The organism is Variovorax sp. YR266 (assembly GCF_900107295.1).
Classification (GTDB): Bacteria; Pseudomonadota; Gammaproteobacteria; order Burkholderiales; family Burkholderiaceae_C; genus Variovorax.
In genome coordinates, this window is sequence record NZ_FNPM01000018.1 from 61,213 (window position 1) to 78,102 (window position 16,890).

Genomic DNA, 16,890 nt, shown 5'->3' on the forward strand with positions numbered 1-16,890 from the left:
TGCGTGCTGCACCGCACCACACAACCACCTGCGAAGGAGCGCCCCATGCTGGACCGTACCGCCACCCAGTTCTCCCACGTGAAGCCCGGCGACACAGAGTTCGTATCGGGTGGTTTGCGTGACTTTTTTCTCTATCGCGACCTTGGCATCGCCGAGGCCACCAACGGCAAGGTGATCGCGCATCTGGTCAAGGCCAACATGGCACCGGAAACGGGCACCGGCTGGCACCGCCACGAGGCGGACTTCCAGATCGTGATCATGGTCAAGGGCTGGGCCCGCTTCATGTACGAAGACAAGGAAACGCTGGTCGAGGCCGGCGACGTTGTGCACCAGCGCCCGGGCATCCGGCACTTCCTGTTCGACTATTCGCCCGACATGGAGTACCTGGAAATCGTCTCGCCGGCGGACTTCAAGAGCATCGACGTGGAGCCGGTGTGCGAGATTCCGGCGCCTACGCCCTGGAAGTAGGTCAGCGGATGGCGAAGCCCACCGTCGTGCTGCGCTCGATATCGAGGTGCAGCACGCGGCCCTGATCGTCGAAGAGTAGCCAGCCGTTGGTGACGGGACGGGCGTGCACCGCCGCGTCGAGAGGCCAAGCAACCGACGCCCCCACGCTCCCGCCACGCAGTTGATACAGCAGCACGTCGCGCGGAGCGTCGGGCGGCCGCAACACCAGCCAGTCGCGGTCAATCCACGACTGCAACTCGCTGGCGTCCGTGGTCGAGAAGCGAACACGGCCGTTCATCCCGCCCAGCCCCAACCAGTTCAATTCAAAGCGCCCGTCTTCTACGTACTCGCCGCTCAAGCTCAGCGGAATCGATTGCGGATGCAGCAGCCGCCGCGACAACTCCCTGGCCGAGATCGCCAGAGGCTCACGGCTCAACAGGCGACGCTGCGGACACTGATAGCGCCAAAGGCATGGCCCCAGGCTTTCATCGTCAACAACGAACTGCTCCACCTCGCGCGTGACCAACAGATCCGTCACCACGCCCGGCAGGTCGCTCACCTGCCAGAGCACGTCCTGCAGGGATCTGCCCGTGTCGATGACCTGGATACGCCGCCCGCGCGCCACTGTCCAGCCAATGCCGTCGAACTCGCCGGCGAAATGGTCGATTTCGCTCAACCCAAGGTCGCTGACCTGCCGCTGCACGAGGTCGATCCGGCTCACGCGCCACAGGCCGTCGCGCTGCGCCAACGCCAGCGCGAGCTGTCCGCTGTGTGCCACGACCAGCCGGTACGCTGGCACAGCAAAGCGCGCCAGCACGCGGCCTGTGTTATCGGTCATGACCGCACCGGCCTCGCCGGTTGCGATGAGGTAGCGGCCTTCGTCCAGCAGCACGGCATCGAGTACCGCATGCACGCCCGCAGCAGGCGCCTCGAACGTCAGCATCGTCGATTGCTTTGCGAGCGGTTTGGCCTCGATGCCGGGTAGCTCGCCACCCGGAAGATCGGCCTGCAGCAGCGTGTCGGCATTCAGCCGCATCAGCGACTGCAGCGCTTTCTTGTCCAGTCGGCCCAGCCCCTGAGACTGATCGGCCAGCAACGCGGGCATCAGCACGGCCACCAATCCGCGCGAGGCGTCGGTGTGTCCCGATGCCGCATTCAGCGCTACAGCGAGCGCCGCACGTTCGCCGTGCAGCGACGGATCGTCACGCAGTGACCGCAGTCGCGCCGCGCAGGCTTGCAGGGTGTCTGGCAGCAGCAGTGCGCGCTGCACCAACGCACGAGCCGCAAGCTGTCCGCCCGCGGCCTCCGCGGCCAGCAGCCAGGCGGCGGCCTGCTCGCGCAATGCGGCCACCGGCCATACGGCGTCAACCGCTTTCAGCCACTCGCCCTGCTGCGCCAGCGCCTGGCCCCACTCCTCGCGCAGGCGGTTGGCCGCGTCGGGCCATCGTTCCTGCATCTGCAGCACGGCGCTGGCAAATGCGTTGTCGCGCCGCGCCACGGCCAGAGCTCGGCGCCAGTCGCCGGCCAGGCACAGCAGGCGCACGATGACGGCGGGCAGCCAGTCCCAGGCCAGAGCGAGTTCGGCGGCCTGCGCATGGCGCTGGTGCTTCTCGAGGTAGTCAAGGGCCTCCTGGCGTGCCTGCAGCAACTCGGCCAGTACGAACACGGCCTCGTCGATGCGACCTTCGCGATCCAGTTTCTCGTAGGTCTTTCGATAGAGTTGGCGCAGATGGGCCTCGAAGTCGTTGCCGAGGCTGATGCTGGAGTTCTGCCCCAGCGAACCGCTCAGCGACAGGTCGTTGCGCGGCCCCGGCGTGCCGAAGGCCTGCCCGAGCGACTGCGCATCGCCGCCCAGCGGAATCGCGTGGCGCAGTGCCTGTTCGAGGTCGCCGTCGTCGAACATCTTCAGCATGCGACTCAGGTACGCGGCCTGCTGGCGGCCCAGCAGACGCGACAGACGCGACGTGATCGCGAGACGGGCCATCCAGTCGCGCCAGCGTGAACGGCCCAGCTGCGCGGTACCGCGCTGCTTGAGCGATTTCGGCGACCGAGCACCCGGGCGCGGCGTACGACTGGGTGCGCGTGCCGCGTCGCCGATATTCTTGCGAAGTCCCCACCACGCCAGCAACACCGCCAGCCCGAATACGGTCAACGACACCCACAGCGAAGACGCATCGACCTGCGAGGTCGCCGCATGGGCCCTGGCCTGCGCCCCCGCCGGGGTCGACGGGCTTTCCAGCGCGTTGAACAACGCACGCGCGAAAAACAACGCCGCCGCAATGCCGGCCAGCCACGCCACCGTGCGCATCGACATGCCCATTCCACCGTCGCGACGGCTGCTGCCGGGGGTGGCACCCGGCCCGGCATTGACCTGCTTCAAGACCTTCTCCCGTTGCGCACGCTCGGTCATGGCCTTGAGGAACTCGGCCTGTGCCGCACTGGCCGGCGGCACGGCGTCACCGAGCACCTCGCGCAGCGTGTGCCCGTCGGCATCGAGCACAACGGGTTCGGGCAAGGTTTCGCGGCAATCGAAGGTATCGAACAGGGCCGGGCCGAGGGCCAGCCACAGTGACGGATCGAGCGGCTCGGCCTGCGCAATCCGCAAAGCCAGAACCTCGCCGCCGTTCACGAGCCAGACGTCGGCCGGCGGCAACCCGGTGCGCTCGGCAAGATCGAGTTCGGCGGAGCAGAGCGCCTGCCCTTCCCGACGCAACGGCCAGCCTGTGGCGTGATCGCAGTCGAGCGAAACCGGGACCGCGAAACGCAGCAGATCCCCTTCGGCGAAGCGGAACGCCTGCGCGCCTGCGCGCCATGCGTCGACGATGCGGTGGGCGCGCGCGGCCTCGTCGAACCAGTCCGACGGAAACCAGAGCCCTGCCACCGGCTGCCGTCCCTTGAGCAACGGATGGCGCACCTGTGCAGCAGGCATCGCGAGGAACTCAGGCTGCGCTGGCATCGCTCGCTCCTTCGCCATGCAGCACCGCACGCAGGGCCCGCTGGGGCACCGCGTAGACGATGATTTTCTTGTGCACGGTCAGCATGACGGCCAGGCCCGTGCAGGGGCACACGCTGATCTTCTCGATGCGCTCGGGCGCCTTGTAGATGGTTTCGGTTCCGTTCTGCGCATGCAGGTCCAGCCCGTCGAGCGACGGCGAAAGGCTCAGCAGCGCGTAACGGCCGTGCGTGCTGTCGTCGATCAGCGCCAGGGCGCGCGGAGCGCGGATCTCGAAGGTCTTCCACTTCTGTGGGTACCGGCCGTGCTGTCCGCCGACGGATGCCGGATCGGGTTGATGGATGCGCCAGACGTCGTGGGGCTCTGTCGCGACGCGCAGGGCCATGCCGCCCAAGCCGCTTCGCCACTGCCAGCCGTTGGCAAAGAGCACCCGCGTTTCGGCGACAGGGGTGCAGATCACCTGGACCGACTCCGGCCCGTCTGTCGCACCCAAGCGCCGCAGCACCAGTTGGTTGTCATGGACGGCTGCGTAGACCACGCCGAGTTCCGACCACTGCAGCATGCCGACGACCTTGCTCTCGACCAACGTCGGTGCGCCGGCCTCGGGGTCCGGCCTGACACCCGGCGTCATGTTCCAGATCACGAGCTTGCTGTCTCGGTCGATCATGCAAACGCGCTGGTGCTGCCTGTCGTGCAGCCATGCGGAGGGCAGCCAGACTGCCAGCCCCGGCGGCGCGCGAAACTCCTCGGCGTCGGGCGCGGCGAAGTTGCCGAGCCCGGGCACCTGCCAGAAATACATCGAGCGTTCATGGCTCAGCAACGCCCCCGTGCGCTTGCCCAGGAGCATGACCGCCAGCGGCACGAGCGCCTGTCCCCAGTACTGGTACTTGGGCTTGGCCGCCTTGCGCTGCTTCGCACCTGGCACGACGAACACCAGCAGGCCGGGTTCGTCGAGCAGTTGCACCGCCACGTGCGTGCCAGACGGGGAAATGATCGGTGGCCGCTGCAGCGAAATGCGGCCGCTATGACGCCGGTGCAACGTGTCCGGTGCCCTCTGCGTGAACTCGCCACGCAGCAGAGGCACGCCGACCTTCGCTGACGGCAGCGGCAGTTGCGCACGCCGCAGCCCGCCACGGTCGCTCAGCGACACATCGAGCACGTCGCCCAGCACTGCGCGCTGCAGGCACACGCGGTGGCTGGTCCAGCGCTCATCCACGGCTTGCTCCGCCGATGCCGAGCCAACAAGCCAGCTTTCCCCCGGTGCGTGCTCCATTTCGGCCAGCACCTCGCGCCAGGCGCTCACGTGCGCGGAGGTGCCGACGTCGAAGTCGCGCGCCTTGAGCAGCGAGCGCAGTTGCCGAACATCGTCCGCGCCATCGAGGCCGCCCGGCAACTGCAGCACGCCCCACTGGAACACGCCGCCGATCTGCTCCGCGCGCCTTGCCAGAAGGATCCAGAGCGCGAGCTGCCCGAGCCGCGGCGCACCGAACTGCCGCGGCCCGGCATCGAAGATCGCGACGATGCTCTTCTCGGCCTCGCGTGCCCGCGGGCGCGGCGCCAGGAACAGGTGCTCGCTGGAGGCGGCACGACGCAAAAACTCGTCGGGCAGTTCGTCGGCCAGCAACCACTCGGTAGCAAGCAAGCGCTCGTAGGGGCCGCGGCGGCGCAGGTCGTCGAGCCCGTCGGGCTCGGGTACGCCGCCGCGCGTCTGGCCACGGAAGCGGCCCAGCAGCGGCTGCATGCGCTGCACCAGTGCACCGAGCTCGGCAGCCATCTCGGGCGCGAACCAGGCGAGCCAGGGGCTCCATGGCTTCAGGGCATCGGGAAGTTCGGTGGTCGTGCTCATGCGCGGGCGCCGCTCCAGTGCGTGCCGATGCGCGCGAGCAATTCGACCGACAGCGGCAACAGCCGGTCGAGCGGCAGCACGAACGCCGGCCGAGGCCACAGCAGCAAGGGCTGGCGCTTCGGGTGCTCGCGCTGCAGGCTCCGCGCGATCAGGTCCAGGGGCAGGTCGGGCGCTTCGACCGTGGGCAGCCACAAGCCAGGGGCCTCGGGAGTCGGGCCCGCGTAGGCGATGCCATCGACCCAGGGCAGAGCATCAGCCTCGCCTGTCACCACAAGAAGGTCGCGTGCGGCCATGGCGGACAGGCCGACCTGCTGTTCCTGCGGAAGTTGCAGCAGCCGTTCATGCAATCCGCGCGCGGCTGCACCCCATGCCACCGCTGCCTGCGCAGGCAAGGGCTCGGCTCGCGGGCGCCAACGCCATTCGAGCGGCTTCACGGCACCACCGCTCATGCGGCGGCAGCCAGACGGACGACGAGCTGTGTGCGCAACGCGGTCAGGGATTCCGGCAGCAGTTCGCTACTGAAGTTGGCGTCGATCTCGCGCAGCACGCTCTCGGCTTGGGTGCGTGCCGACGCGGGCTCCGCCGCAAGGCAGGCGCGTGCGGTCTCGGCCAGCCGCACGGCGCGCGACATGGGCTGCAACGTGGCTTCTTCCACCGCGCTCAGCAAATGAGGGTGCGTGGCGTTGGCGAATGCGTCGCGCAACACGTCGCGCGCGCTCTGTTGCGCCTCCTGCGTTGGCAGCACGTAGAGCAATGGCCAGAGATCGGCCTCTGTGGTTTCGAGCCGGCCCGCCAGCACGGCGGCCGCAGCCAGCAAGCGCTGCGACTTGACGATGCGCCGGTCCGACAGTTGCACGCCCGACTGCCTCAGCTTGCGGATGGCATTGGCCAGCGCCGGCTGCACGCCGCCCAGGTCGACCTGCCTGAGCTGCTGGCACAGCACGTCGAGGTCGGCCAGCGCGCCGCCGGTGGCCACGGGCGCGTGGTCCGACCGCCAGCCGCCGCTCAGCATCGCTTCGAGCTGGTGATCGGGCAGCGGCTCGATGAATACGTGCAGCAGAAAGCGATCGCCGAAGGCGGCGAGCCCTTCGTCGTCGGGCAGCGCATTGGCCGCGCCTACGCACACGCGCAGTGGGCAATGCAGCTGCGTGTGGCCGCGCCGGAAGCGCCGCTCGTTGAGTACGCCCAGCAGCGTGTTGAGGATGGCGGTGGAGCCAAGGAACACCTCGTCGAGGAAGGCGACGTCTGCCTCGGGCAGCATGCCGCTCACGTCGGTTTCGACGGTGCCGGCGCGCAGCTTGTTCAGATCGACCGGACCGAACAGTTCGGACGGTTCGGTGAAACGGCCCAGCAGGTATTCGAAATAGCGGCCACCCAGGCTCTGTGCCACGCGCCGTACCACCGCGCTCTTCGCGGTGCCGGGTGGGCCGACCACGAGCAGATGCTCCTGTGCCACGGCAGAGAGCACGATCAGCTCCGCCAGTTGCTCGCGGCCGACGAGGCCGGTGGTGGCAGCGCGGATCGCGCTACGCACGTGTTCTGCGGAAATCTGGAGCGAGGTGGTGGAGGTCGTCATCGAAAAAGAAGCTGTTTGCGGGACATCTACGGCCCGACAGTGTGCCGCAGGGCCGTTACAAAAAAGAACGGGCGCGAGGCCCGGCGTTGATTTCACGCAACCATGGCGGCCAGAGAAACCTGCCTTCCACCTGACCTCGCACGTAAAGACAGGAGGCTGTCTCCTCAGCCAAACACCCGGCGAGGAATACTTCAAACAAGAGTCATTCGCAGCCAGAATGCCGGCCGATGCTGCTTTCGTTTGCATCGTCTCCAAGGCACTCACGATGACCCGCTCCACTCGCCCGATGCGTCGCCGCACGCCCATCGCACTCGCCCTGATCGGCCTGTGCGCCTCGTCTCTCCCCACCGCATTCGCCCAGCAAGCCGCGCAGCCCGCGGCTTCCTCGCCCTCCGCTGCGCCTGCGCCTGCCCCCGGCACCTCCGTCCCCGCCACGCTGCGCGAAGTGCAGGTTCAGGGCGCACAGGACAAGACCGGCTTCGGCGCCAACCCGTCTTCGCTGAACCGCCTGCCGGCCGACCTGCGCGATGCGCCGCAATCCGTCACCGTCATCAACCAGGCCGTAATGCAGTCCCAGGGCGCGACCTCGCTCGCAAGCGCGCTGCGCAACGTGCCGGGCCTGACGATCGGCGGCGCCGAGGGCGGGCAGATCGGCACGAACATCAACCTCAACGGCTTCTCGGCGCGCACCGACATCTACCTGGACGGCGCCCGCGACCGCGCCCAGTACTACCGCGACACCTTCGCGCTCGAATCGGTCGAGGTGCTGATGGGCCCGTCGTCGATGCTGTTCGGCCGCGGCTCCACCGGTGGCGTGATCAACCAAGTCACGAAGAAACCGTCGCTCACGCCCGCGGGCGAGGTCTCGGTGTCGGCGAGCACCACGGGCCTCGTGCGCTCGACCATCGACATCAACCGCCCGCTGTCCGACACCTCGGCCTTCCGCATCGCGGCCATGGGCCAGCAGGGCGACGCCAGCACGCGCGAGCAGACCAAGCTGAAAGACTTCGGCCTCGACGCCTCGCTGAAGTTCGGCATCAACACGCCGACGCAGGTCACGCTCTCTGCGCTGGTGCAGCACAACCGCGACCAGCCCGACTACGGCGTGCCGCCGCTCAACGGCCACCCGGCCAAGGTCGACCGCGACACGGCCTACGGCTTCAGCGACGACCGCACGATCTCCGACATCCAGGCCTTCAGCGCGGTGGTGCAGCACAAGCTCACGCCCGACACCTCGATCCGCAACCAGACGCAGTACAACGACGTGACCACCGATGCGCGCGAGACCGCGCCGCAGAGCATCGGCACGCTGTCGGCCAAGGGCGTGTTCACGCCCTTCTCCACCGGCACCACGGCCGTGCCGGCCGCCGCGTTCTCGTCGCTGCCGCTGAGCAGCCTGTGGGTGCGCCAGCAAAGCCATGACCGCACGATCCACGACAAGTCGCTGTTCAACCTCACCGAGCTCAACACCAAGTTCACCACCGGCTCGATCAAGCACACGCTGCTCGCGGGCCTGGAGCTGGGTCACGACACCTACGACAACCAGGCCTACTACCGCAACGGCACCTGCGCGGGCGTGGCGCTGAACCCGGCTGGCGGCACCAGTGGCTATGCCACCTGCTCGCCGCTGCTCGCGCCTTACCAGGGCAACACGCCGAGCACCGCGCCCTCGCTGCCCGGCAACCTGGCCACCGCCAGCGCGACGACCGTCGCGGGCTACGTGAACGACACCATCGAGCTGAGCCCGCAGTGGAAGCTGGTGGCCGGCGTGCGGCAAGATCACTACCGCGCGAGCATCTACAACAGCATTCCGACCGCGACCACGCTCGCCTCCGAAAGCCAGACCGTCGACTTCACCAGCGTGCGCGCCGGCGCCATCTGGCAGCCGACGCCCGAGCAGTCGTACTACGTGTCGTACAGCACCTCGTTCAACCCCTCGCTCGAACAGCTGGTGGCCACCACGGGCAGCACGCAGCCGCTGCCGCCGCAGAAGAACAAGGCCTATGAAGTCGGCGGCAAGTGGGACCTGAACGACGGCAACCTCTCGCTGACCGCTGCCGCGTTCCAGATCACGCAGACCAATGCGCGCTCGCAGAACAGCGACGGCACCTACAGCGCGACCGGCACGATACGCGTGAACGGCGCACGTGCCGGCATCGCGGGCCGCGTGACCGACAAGCTGCAGCTGTTCGGCGCCTACACGCACCTGGACGCGACCATCATCGACGGCATCGCGCCCGGCACGCTCGGCAAGGTGCCCGCCAACACGCCGAAGGACGCAGCCAGCCTCTGGGCCACCTATGCGATCACGCCCGAGTGGGAGATCGGCGGCGGCACCACCTACAGCGCCAGGCGCTTCGCCAACAACACAGACCTCGTACAGGTCGGCGGCTATGCGCGGCTGGACGCGATGGTGGCTTACCATCAGCCCAAGTACGACATCCGGCTGAACCTGTTCAACCTGGCCAATCGCCATTACTACGACGCGCTGATCCCATCGGACGGCGGCCGTGCGGTGCCGGGCTCGGGCCGCGCCGCCACGCTGTCGCTCACCTACCGGCTCTGAGTTTCCCCAGGAGCATTCGACACAACATGCTGGTCTGCATTCCCGGCGTCCTCGACCGCGAAGCGCTCGCGGCAGTTCGCGCGCGCCTCGATGCGGCTGGCGACGCCTGGGTCGACGGCCGCGTCACCGCGGGACACCAGGGCGCGCCGGTCAAGTTCAACCAGCAGATCGACGAAGGCTCGGCGGTGGCACACGAATGCCAGGCCATCGTGGCGAGCGCGCTCGAACGCCATCCGACCTTCATCAGCGCGGCGCTGCCCAACCTGCTGTACCCGCCGATGTTCAACCGCTACAGCGAAGGCATGCGCTTCGGCCTGCACGTGGACGGCGGCGTGCGCATCGACCCGCGCACCGGCCGCAAGCTGCGCACCGACCTGTCGGCCACGCTCTTCCTGTCGGACGCCGACAGCTACGACGGCGGCGAACTGCAGATGGAAGACACGCACGGCATGCAGACCGTGAAGCTCGCAGCCGGCGACATGGTGCTCTACCCCGCAACCAGCCTGCACCAGGTGACGCCCATCACGCGCGGCGTGCGGCTCGCGTGTTTCTTCTGGGTGCAGAGCCTCGTGCGCGACGCAGGCGACCGCGCATTGCTGTTCGACATGGACAACGCGATCCAGCGCCTCAACCAGAGCGGCGCCGATGAATCGGCGCGCCGCACGCTGGTGGGCACGTATCACAACCTGCTTCGCAAATGGAGCGATACCTGAGTTCCTTGAACCCTCCCGGCTAATCGCGCCGATCTCGACGCCGATCGGCTGTTGACGGGCCTGCTGGATCTGACGCAGATCGAGGCGGGCCGCACACCGCACAGGGGCGTCGAAACTCGCTGCGCCACACACACCGCGACGGCGTGCTCATGCGCGCCTTCCAGCGATTGATGAACCTCGGTCGTGCTCTTCCATCGCAGGAACAGTCTGCCCAGAATCAGCGCCCCCGTATTGCCGCAGGGAGCAACACGCTCTTGCCCAGCATGCCTCCGCTGTCGAGCAACTCGTGCACGCGGCGCGCGTCTTCAAGCGCAAAAAGCGCAGCCTTGGGCGCACGCACGCGGCCCGCGGCCATGAGGGCAATGGCCGACTCCATCAGCCCGCGCCGTTGAGTGGCATCGGCGTCGATGGAGTGAATCGAAAAAGTGCGTACCGCCAGGCTCTTGCCCAGCAACTTGCGAAGCTCCTCGAACACATCACCCGCCGGCGGGCCGGTGACGATGTTGTAGGAAACCGCCATTCCGAACGGCGCCAGGGCGCGCAGGCAGGCGATGAAGTGCGCGCCTCCGAGATGGTCGAAGGCCAGGTCGACGCCGCGCCCGCCGGTAAGCTGCATGACCTTCTCGGTCAGTCCCTGAGGATCGCTCTCGACGACTTCGTGCGCGCCATTGGCCAGCGCGAAGTCTTTCTTTTCCGGCGTCGAGGCCGTCCCGATCACATGCAGGCCGCGATCGCGCGCCACCTGCACCAACGCCGTGGCAACGCCACCCGCCGCGCCGGGAATCAGGATGGAGGTCGCAGGCGAATTGCCGTTGCTCGACAGCATGGCCAGTGCGAGCTGGAAGTTTCCAAGACTGACAGCATCCTCGAAGCGGATCGCATCGGGGAGAACGAACGGCGCGGCCTCGGGCACGCAGATGGCTTCGGCATAGCAGCCGCCGCGCTGCTTCAGTTCCCGCGCGCTCACGAACACGCGCTGGCCAACCCGTAGGGCCGTGACGCCGGATCCGACCGCATCGACCACGCCGGCCATCTCGTTGCCGGGAATCGCCGGCATGGGCGGCATCCACTTGTAGGTGCCGTTGCGGATCAGCACGTCGGGGCCGCCGGCGCCGATGGCCATCGCCTTGACGCGCACTTCGCCCGCCTGCGGCTGCGGCAGAGGAAGCTCCACCAGTTGCAGAACCTCCGGGCCGCCGGGGGCCTCGAGCTGGATCGCCTTCATGGTGTGCATCACCGCTGCCCGTCGTGCACGGCCACCTGCTCCTTGGTGAGCCCGCCCAGGCGTGCATGCACCCGCCCTCCCGTGCCCATCACCAGCGCGAACAGGATCTCGTTCGGGCGCGGTGCGTCCTGGATGCCCACCTCCATCGAGTTGTAGTGGCTGCGCACGTACGCGGCATGGATGTAGTGCAGCGGCACCATGAGCCGGTAGCCGGTGGTGGCCACCGCCTTGGCCGAGGGGACGATCGCCTTCGGCTCGCCCAGGATGCTGCGCATGGCCCATCCCCCGGCCTCGTGCCAGACCGCGCCGTGCTCCAGCTCTCCGTTCACGCCGACGATCGCGGCCTTGCTGTAGACCTCGATCTTGTCCTGCCCGAGCACCTCGACCAACTCAGTGGCAAGCAACGTGCCGAGCGAGCGCAGCTCGGCCATGAAGGGCATCAGGTCCGGCTCGTACCGTCCCGCGTAGGGGTTGTGGATGACCGCGCAGGCAGCCGCCAGCCTGAGCGGCGTCGCGGCCGGCGGACCGCCCTCGTGGTAGATCGTTTCGATGGAAAGACTGCGCTTGCGGATCTCGATCAGTGACATGGAATTGACCTCATTGCTTGGGAATGTGTGCGTCGTTCACGACGGCGGTCCACCGCTTCAGCTCGGCGGCCACCATCGTGGTCATTTCTTCCGGTGTGCTGCCGCGCGCTTCGCCGCCCATCTCTTCCAGCCGCGCACGCACGCCCGGCGCCTGCAGGGCCTTGAGCGTCTCGGCCTGCAGGCGATCGACGATCGGGCGCGGCGTGCCGGCTGGCGCCATGAGGCCGGCCCAGGAGCGCACGTCGTAGCCGGGCACGCCTTGCTCGGCCACGGTCGGCAGCTCCGGCATCTGGCTCCATCGCTGCGCGCCGGTGGTGGCCAGCGCCCGCAGCTTGCCGGCCTTGATGTTGGCCATGACGGCCGTGGGCGGCGCGATGATCATCGGCACTTCGCCGCCGAGCAGCGCTGTGACTGCTGCCGCATCCCCACGATAGGGGATGTGCAGCATCTCGGCCTTGGCGCTCTTCACAAGCAGCTCGCCGGCAAGGTGGTGCGTGGAGCCGATGCCCGCCGATCCGTACGACACGCTGCGCGCGTCGGCACGTGCCGCGGCCAGCACTTCGGCAAGCCCGCGGTATGGGGAGTCGGCCCGCACCACCAGCAGGAACGGGAAGTAGGTGATCGTCGAGACCATCTGGAAGTCCGACACCGTCTGGTAGCCGAGCTTGTTGTAGAGGGCGCCGGCCACGGCATGGCCGCCCGTGGCCAGCAGCAGCGTGTACCCGTCGGGCTTGGCACGCGCCACCGTTGCCGCGGCGATGGTGCCCCCTGCCCCGGCCTGTGCCTCGACCACGAAGGGCTGCGCCAGCCCCTTCGTCATCTCCGCGCCGACCACGCGCGCGATGGTGTCGGCGTTGCCGCCGGCCGCAAAGCCCTGGTAGACCTTGATCGGCTTGTCCGGATAGCCCTGGGCCATGCCGTCAAGGGGTGCCGCGCAGGCCATGGCAAGGCCTGCGGCGACGAGCAATCGTCTGCGCCGCATGAATTTGTCTCCGATGGTTCTTGTAGGAAGGCTGCGGCTTATCGTGCCGAGGCCCGGGCGAAGGGCTTCAGTCCTGCTGCACGATCGGGTTGCGCAGCACGCCGATGCCTTCGATCTCGACCTCGCACACGTCACCCGGCTTCATGAAGCGCGGCGGCTTCTTGCTCCAGCCCACGCCTGCCGGCGTGCCGGTGGCGATCACGTCGCCGGGTGTGAGCGTGAAGATCGTCGAGGCATAGCTGATGAGCTTCGGAATGCTGAAGATCATGTGGCCCGTGTGGCTGCTCTGCACGACTTCGCCGTTGAGCCGGGTCTCGAGCTTGAGCTCGCGGCCGGGCGCGATCTCGTCGGCCGTCACCATCCAGGGACCGAAGCCGCCAGTCGATTCGAAGTTCTTGCCCGAGGCGATCTGCTTGGCATGGAACTGCCACTCGCGAATGCTGCCGTCGTTGTAGCAAGAGTAGCCCGCCACATGGGCGAAGGCGTCGGCCTCCGTAATATTGCGCCCGCCCTTGCCGATGATGACGGCGAGCTCGCCTTCCCAGTCCAGCGATTCCGACACGTGCGGCCGCACGATCGGCTGGTTGTGCGCGCACTGCGAACGCCATACGCGCAGAAAGATCGGCGGCTGCTCCGACAGCTCGCGATGCATGCCGGCGGCCAGCACCTCCTGGTGATGGTCCATGTAGTTGCGCACGGCGCACACGATCTTCTCGGAGCGCGGGATCACCGGCAGGAAGGTGATGTCGGCCAGCTTGGCCGCCACCGGCAGGCCTTCGACGTGCTGCGCCGCCTGCAGGTACTCGCCGGAGGCGATGTAGTCGGCCAGGCCTGCATGCCGGGGCCGCGCTTTTCCGAGGTCGACGACGCCGTCGCCGACGACGGCGCCCCAGGTTTCGCGGCCTTGATGGACAAATGACAAAAGCTTCATGGGAACTCCGGTTGAAAGGGGTGTGCGGAAAAGACGGAATGCGTCAGGCGGCAGGCGCAGCGGGCGAACGCGACTCGAACTGCGCCTGCCATTGCGCAAGCGGCATGAAGGTGGGGTCCTTGCGGCACGCCTCCTCGGTCTCGCGCATGAGCGTCCCGTCGTCCTTCGAAAGATCGAGCGGATCGCCGTGCGGCTGCGCCACGTAGAACGGCGTGTCGACGTAGATCTCCACCGTGTTGCCCTCCGGGTCGAGCATGTAGACCGAGAGCGCATTGCCGTGATTGAGGCCACGGATGCTGGTGGCGCCCCGGGCCTCGGCGCGTGCGGAAATATCGCGCAGGTACTGGATGCTCGGCACCACGAAGGAGATCTGCATCACGGTGCTGAACTTCGCCTCGGCCGGCCGGCCCGAGGCCAGCACCAGCTGGTGATGCTGGTCCGGACTGGCGCTGGTGAACACCAGCTGGTTCCTGAAGGTGCGGCCTTCGCCGCGATCGGTGATCGTGAGGTCGAAGGTCTCGGTGTAGAAGGCCACCATCCGGTCCAGGTCGGTGACGAAGATTCCGAAATGCGAAGGCGTGGGTCGGGCGACCTTGAGCATGCTTGCTGTCTCCTGTTGAAGGGGCCGTGCCCCTACGATTGCGCGGCCTGCGCTGCCTTGAGCGCGGCCAGCACGTTGCGTTGCGTGCTCAGGATGTGCTCTTCGAGCAGGACGCAGGCCGTATCGGCGTCGCGGCGCAAGGTGGCGTCCATGATCTTCTTGTGCTCGTTCGACTTGCGGCGCGCGGTCTTCCGGTGGCGGGCGGAAAAACGCCGGTAGCGCTCCGCCTGGTCGAACAGGCTCGCACCCCATACGCGCTGGCGCACGGATGGGCACGCGGCCACCAGCGCAAGATGAAAGGCACGGTGCAGCTGCGACCAGTCGTTGTCGAGAATGACGGGTCCGTCGCTCAGGCGGGACTCGACCTTCTCCAGGCGGTGGTACGCAGCAAGGATGTCTGCCTCCCAGGCGTCGTCGCCATGGGCAATGGCTTCCCGCAGCGCAGGCACGTCGAGCATGACGCGCATGCGCGTGATGTCGGCCAGATCGTCTTCGGAGATCGGCGCCACGCGGAAGCCGCGGCGCTCGTCGGCGCGAATCAGCCCTTCCTGCGCCAGCCGGCTGAGCGCCTCGCGCAGCGGGCTGCTCGAATAGCCGTAGGCGGACTGGAGTTCGTCGAGCTTGAGCTTGGCGCCGGCTTCGAACGTGCCGGCCAGAACGTCTTGCCGCAAGCGGGTGAAGGCCTGTTCGACCAGCGGCGGCTCGTAGGCGGGGGAGGTTTCTTGTTTGTGCATGGAATTAATTTTATGCATGGTCTTTCATCCCCGGCCTCCCGCCCGCTTCGCGCCCACGAGCACGAACAGCATGGTCGCGGGCTTGTCGCCGAGGTTGCGCCATGCATGCCGGTTGCCGTGCTGCACGGCCACCTCGTGCCGGCGCAGCAGCACCTGCGCGCCGTCGTCCAGCTCGAGCGTGATCTCGCCTTCGAGCACGATGTCGTAGTCGATGCTGTCGGTGGTGTGCATGCCGGGGTGGTCGGGCTCGAAGGTCTCGGCCAGGCCGGGAACCAGGCGGCCGAACTCGGCGCCGAAGGCGGCACCGTCGAAGTCGGCGCGCATCATCACCGCGTCGGGCGGGAACGTGACCATCATGAGCCGGGTGCCGCCGCTCTCAGGCACGAAGCCCGCCTCGCCCGTGCGGTCGCCCACGGCACCGGTGCCCACGCTGTCTGAAGCATCGGTGGCCCACAGCAGCGCCGCGGCAAAGCCGGGCACGGTCGTGAACAGGGCGCTGCGCGGCGCCGCGCCATCCGAAAGAAACTTCGCCTTGCCATCGGCACCCGTGCCCGCCACTACCCGTCTGATCTTCATGGCGCGCTTTCAGGGATTGATGACGAAATTGCTGAAGCCGCCGTTGCGGCTCGCAATGCCCGAGATCGCTTCGTTGATGCGATCCAGCGGATAGCACACGTGCTCGAACACCGAGAGATCGAGCGTGCCGGCCTGCGCCATGTCGGCCATGTCCTGCCCCTCGCCGGCAGTGAACCAGGCCGAGCCCTCGATGCTCTGCTGCTCGTCCATCATGGTGTGCAGGTCCATGCCCACCATGCCTGCGATGGCGCCGATGTTGTAGGCCCGGCCACCGCGCTTGAGGGCGCGCACGCCCTGCTGGAAAGTGCCGTGCGGCGCGCCGGGGCCCAGCGCGTCGATGAAGGTGTCCACGCCCAGTCCGTCCGTGCGCGCCTTGGCCCACGCATCGATCGCCTCGCCGTCGGCGCTGGAAAAGACCTCGATGCGATCGGGTGCCAGCGCCTTCACGCGCTCCAGCAGTTCCCGGTTGCGCCCGGTACCCAGAATGCGCGTGGCGCCCATGGCCAGGCCGAAGAGCGCGCCGCCGATGCCGAGCGTGCCGCTGATGCCGTTGATCAGCACGCTCCTGCCGGGGCCGACCTGCGCCTTGCGCATCGCGGAGTACATGGTGCCGAGGTAGCCGAAGCGTGCCGCCTGGTTGAAGCTCACGTTGTCCGGCAGCTTCACCAGCGCGTACTGCGGGGCGATCATGTATTCGCACAGGCCGCCGAACGGATAGTTCTTGTAGAGCTTGAGCGAGTTCTGCGAAAAGCCGAAGTAGCCGCTGAACGCGTAGTGCGTGCAGTTGATAAGGTCGCCGTTGCGGCAGGCGCGACAGCCGCCGCAGTAGAGGCTCGGGTTCACGTAGACGCGATCGCCCGGCTTCCACGTGTGCACGTGGGAGCCGACCGCCGTTACCTCGCCGGCCGGGTCGAGCCCGAAGACCGCGGGCAGCGGCGGCAGCGGCAGCTCCGGAAACCAGGTCGTCCAGTTGGCCAGGATGTTGCCGAGGTTGGGCACGATGCCGCATGCGCGCACCCGCACCTGCACATCGTTGGCGGCGGGCTGGGGAATCGGAAGTTGCTCGACCTCCATCGGGGAGCCGACCTGGTGCAGTCGGGCAGCTTTCATCGTCGTCATGGTGTCTCCTGGCTGATTGATGTCTAGATGCACA

General features: G+C 67.7%; 15 protein-coding genes. 3 read left to right on the forward strand and 12 right to left on the reverse strand.

Annotated features, from left to right (window positions below):
* Window positions 1-45: 45 nt before the first annotated feature.
* A complete protein-coding gene (locus tag BLW48_RS31375) occupies window positions 46-468 on the forward strand; it encodes a cupin domain-containing protein (protein ID WP_093081559.1) in 423 nt (140 codons plus the stop codon).
* A gap of 1 nt (window position 469) precedes the next feature.
* On the opposite strand, the gene BLW48_RS31380 is transcribed toward BLW48_RS31375, so the two are convergent.
* The 4 genes from BLW48_RS31380 to BLW48_RS31395 are packed head-to-tail and all read right to left on the reverse strand — an operon-like array spanning window position 470 to window position 6,822.
* Window positions 470-3,403 carry a bpX6 domain-containing protein gene (locus BLW48_RS31380; RefSeq protein WP_093179518.1) on the reverse strand — a complete coding sequence of 978 codons (2,934 nt, stop codon included), beginning with the start codon at window positions 3,401-3,403 and terminating at the stop codon, window positions 470-472.
* The gene (locus BLW48_RS31385) at window positions 3,387-5,246 is read right to left on the reverse strand and encodes a hypothetical protein (RefSeq protein WP_093179519.1); all 1,860 of its coding nucleotides are present in this window, start codon (window positions 5,244-5,246) and stop codon (window positions 3,387-3,389) included. The genes BLW48_RS31380 and BLW48_RS31385 overlap by 17 nt, the downstream gene beginning before the upstream one ends.
* On the reverse strand, window positions 5,243-5,695 hold the full coding sequence (locus tag BLW48_RS31390; protein ID WP_093179521.1) for a bpX5 domain-containing protein: 453 nt from the start codon (window positions 5,693-5,695) through the stop codon (window positions 5,243-5,245). Before BLW48_RS31390 ends, BLW48_RS31385 begins: the two co-directional genes overlap by 4 nt.
* Window positions 5,692-6,822: an AAA family ATPase gene (locus tag BLW48_RS31395; protein ID WP_093179522.1), complete on the reverse strand. Its 1,131-nt coding sequence runs from the start codon at window positions 6,820-6,822 to the stop codon at window positions 5,692-5,694. The genes BLW48_RS31390 and BLW48_RS31395 overlap by 4 nt, the downstream gene beginning before the upstream one ends.
* A 265-nt stretch (window positions 6,823-7,087) precedes the next feature.
* Between BLW48_RS31395 and BLW48_RS31400 the strand changes: the two genes are divergently transcribed.
* Window positions 7,088-9,388 (forward strand): TonB-dependent receptor, encoded by a 2,301-nt coding sequence (locus BLW48_RS31400; protein ID WP_093179564.1) that lies wholly within the window; start codon window positions 7,088-7,090, stop codon window positions 9,386-9,388.
* A 26-nt stretch (window positions 9,389-9,414) separates the two neighbouring features.
* Window positions 9,415-10,101 (forward strand): Fe2+-dependent dioxygenase, encoded by a 687-nt coding sequence (locus BLW48_RS31405; RefSeq protein ID WP_093050628.1) that lies wholly within the window; start codon window positions 9,415-9,417, stop codon window positions 10,099-10,101.
* Window positions 10,102-10,318: 217 nt separating this feature from the next.
* Here the strand turns inward: BLW48_RS31405 and BLW48_RS31410 are convergent, their stop codons facing one another.
* The 8 genes from BLW48_RS31410 to BLW48_RS31445 all read right to left on the reverse strand — a co-directional run bounded on the left by BLW48_RS31410 (window position 10,319) and on the right by BLW48_RS31445 (window position 16,856).
* Window positions 10,319-11,335 carry a zinc-dependent alcohol dehydrogenase family protein gene (locus BLW48_RS31410; protein ID WP_093179524.1) on the reverse strand — a complete coding sequence of 339 codons (1,017 nt, stop codon included), beginning with the start codon at window positions 11,333-11,335 and terminating at the stop codon, window positions 10,319-10,321.
* The gene (locus BLW48_RS31415; protein ID WP_093179525.1) at window positions 11,335-11,913 is read right to left on the reverse strand and encodes an amino acid synthesis family protein; all 579 of its coding nucleotides are present in this window, start codon (window positions 11,911-11,913) and stop codon (window positions 11,335-11,337) included. Before BLW48_RS31415 ends, BLW48_RS31410 begins: the two co-directional genes overlap by 1 nt.
* Window positions 11,914-11,923: 10 nt before the next feature.
* Window positions 11,924-12,895: a tripartite tricarboxylate transporter substrate binding protein gene (locus tag BLW48_RS31420; protein ID WP_256331031.1), complete on the reverse strand. Its 972-nt coding sequence runs from the start codon at window positions 12,893-12,895 to the stop codon at window positions 11,924-11,926.
* A 67-nt stretch (window positions 12,896-12,962) separates the two neighbouring features.
* Window positions 12,963-13,826: a fumarylacetoacetate hydrolase family protein gene (locus tag BLW48_RS31425; protein ID WP_093179527.1), complete on the reverse strand. Its 864-nt coding sequence runs from the start codon at window positions 13,824-13,826 to the stop codon at window positions 12,963-12,965.
* 43 nt (window positions 13,827-13,869) lie between these two features.
* Window positions 13,870-14,427 carry a VOC family protein gene (locus BLW48_RS31430; protein ID WP_093179528.1) on the reverse strand — a complete coding sequence of 186 codons (558 nt, stop codon included), beginning with the start codon at window positions 14,425-14,427 and terminating at the stop codon, window positions 13,870-13,872.
* A gap of 32 nt (window positions 14,428-14,459) precedes the next feature.
* The gene (locus BLW48_RS31435) at window positions 14,460-15,179 is read right to left on the reverse strand and encodes an FCD domain-containing protein (RefSeq protein ID WP_093179530.1); all 720 of its coding nucleotides are present in this window, start codon (window positions 15,177-15,179) and stop codon (window positions 14,460-14,462) included.
* A gap of 6 nt (window positions 15,180-15,185) precedes the next feature.
* Window positions 15,186-15,737 (reverse strand): cupin domain-containing protein, encoded by a 552-nt coding sequence (locus BLW48_RS31440; RefSeq protein ID WP_093081572.1) that lies wholly within the window; start codon window positions 15,735-15,737, stop codon window positions 15,186-15,188.
* A gap of 9 nt (window positions 15,738-15,746) precedes the next feature.
* Window positions 15,747-16,856 (reverse strand): alcohol dehydrogenase catalytic domain-containing protein, encoded by a 1,110-nt coding sequence (locus BLW48_RS31445; RefSeq protein ID WP_093179531.1) that lies wholly within the window; start codon window positions 16,854-16,856, stop codon window positions 15,747-15,749.
* Window positions 16,857-16,890: the final 34 nt, after the last annotated feature.

Bases quoted from the DNA above. Each gene is read 5' to 3' on its own strand.
- BLW48_RS31425 (WP_093179527.1), bottom strand. From the start codon at position 13,826: ATGAAGCTTTTGTCATTTGTCCATCAAGGCCGCGAAACCTGGGGCGCC.
- BLW48_RS31375 (WP_093081559.1), top strand. From the start codon at position 46: ATGCTGGACCGTACCGCCACCCAGTTCTCCCACGTGAAGCCCGGCGAC.
- BLW48_RS31385 (WP_093179519.1), bottom strand. From the start codon at position 5,246: ATGAGCACGACCACCGAACTTCCCGATGCCCTGAAGCCATGGAGCCCC.
- BLW48_RS31420 (WP_256331031.1), bottom strand. From the start codon at position 12,895: ATGCGGCGCAGACGATTGCTCGTCGCCGCAGGCCTTGCCATGGCCTGC.
- BLW48_RS31435 (WP_093179530.1), bottom strand. From the start codon at position 15,179: ATGCATAAAATTAATTCCATGCACAAACAAGAAACCTCCCCCGCCTAC.
- BLW48_RS31380 (WP_093179518.1), bottom strand. From the start codon at position 3,403: ATGCCAGCGCAGCCTGAGTTCCTCGCGATGCCTGCTGCACAGGTGCGC.
- BLW48_RS31415 (WP_093179525.1), bottom strand. From the start codon at position 11,913: ATGTCACTGATCGAGATCCGCAAGCGCAGTCTTTCCATCGAAACGATC.
- BLW48_RS31390 (WP_093179521.1), bottom strand. From the start codon at position 5,695: ATGAGCGGTGGTGCCGTGAAGCCGCTCGAATGGCGTTGGCGCCCGCGA.
- BLW48_RS31405 (WP_093050628.1), top strand. From the start codon at position 9,415: ATGCTGGTCTGCATTCCCGGCGTCCTCGACCGCGAAGCGCTCGCGGCA.
- BLW48_RS31395 (WP_093179522.1), bottom strand. From the start codon at position 6,822: ATGACGACCTCCACCACCTCGCTCCAGATTTCCGCAGAACACGTGCGT.
- BLW48_RS31410 (WP_093179524.1), bottom strand. From the start codon at position 11,335: ATGCACACCATGAAGGCGATCCAGCTCGAGGCCCCCGGCGGCCCGGAG.
- BLW48_RS31445 (WP_093179531.1), bottom strand. From the start codon at position 16,856: ATGACGACGATGAAAGCTGCCCGACTGCACCAGGTCGGCTCCCCGATG.
- BLW48_RS31440 (WP_093081572.1), bottom strand. From the start codon at position 15,737: ATGAAGATCAGACGGGTAGTGGCGGGCACGGGTGCCGATGGCAAGGCG.
- BLW48_RS31400 (WP_093179564.1), top strand. From the start codon at position 7,088: ATGACCCGCTCCACTCGCCCGATGCGTCGCCGCACGCCCATCGCACTC.
- BLW48_RS31430 (WP_093179528.1), bottom strand. From the start codon at position 14,427: ATGCTCAAGGTCGCCCGACCCACGCCTTCGCATTTCGGAATCTTCGTC.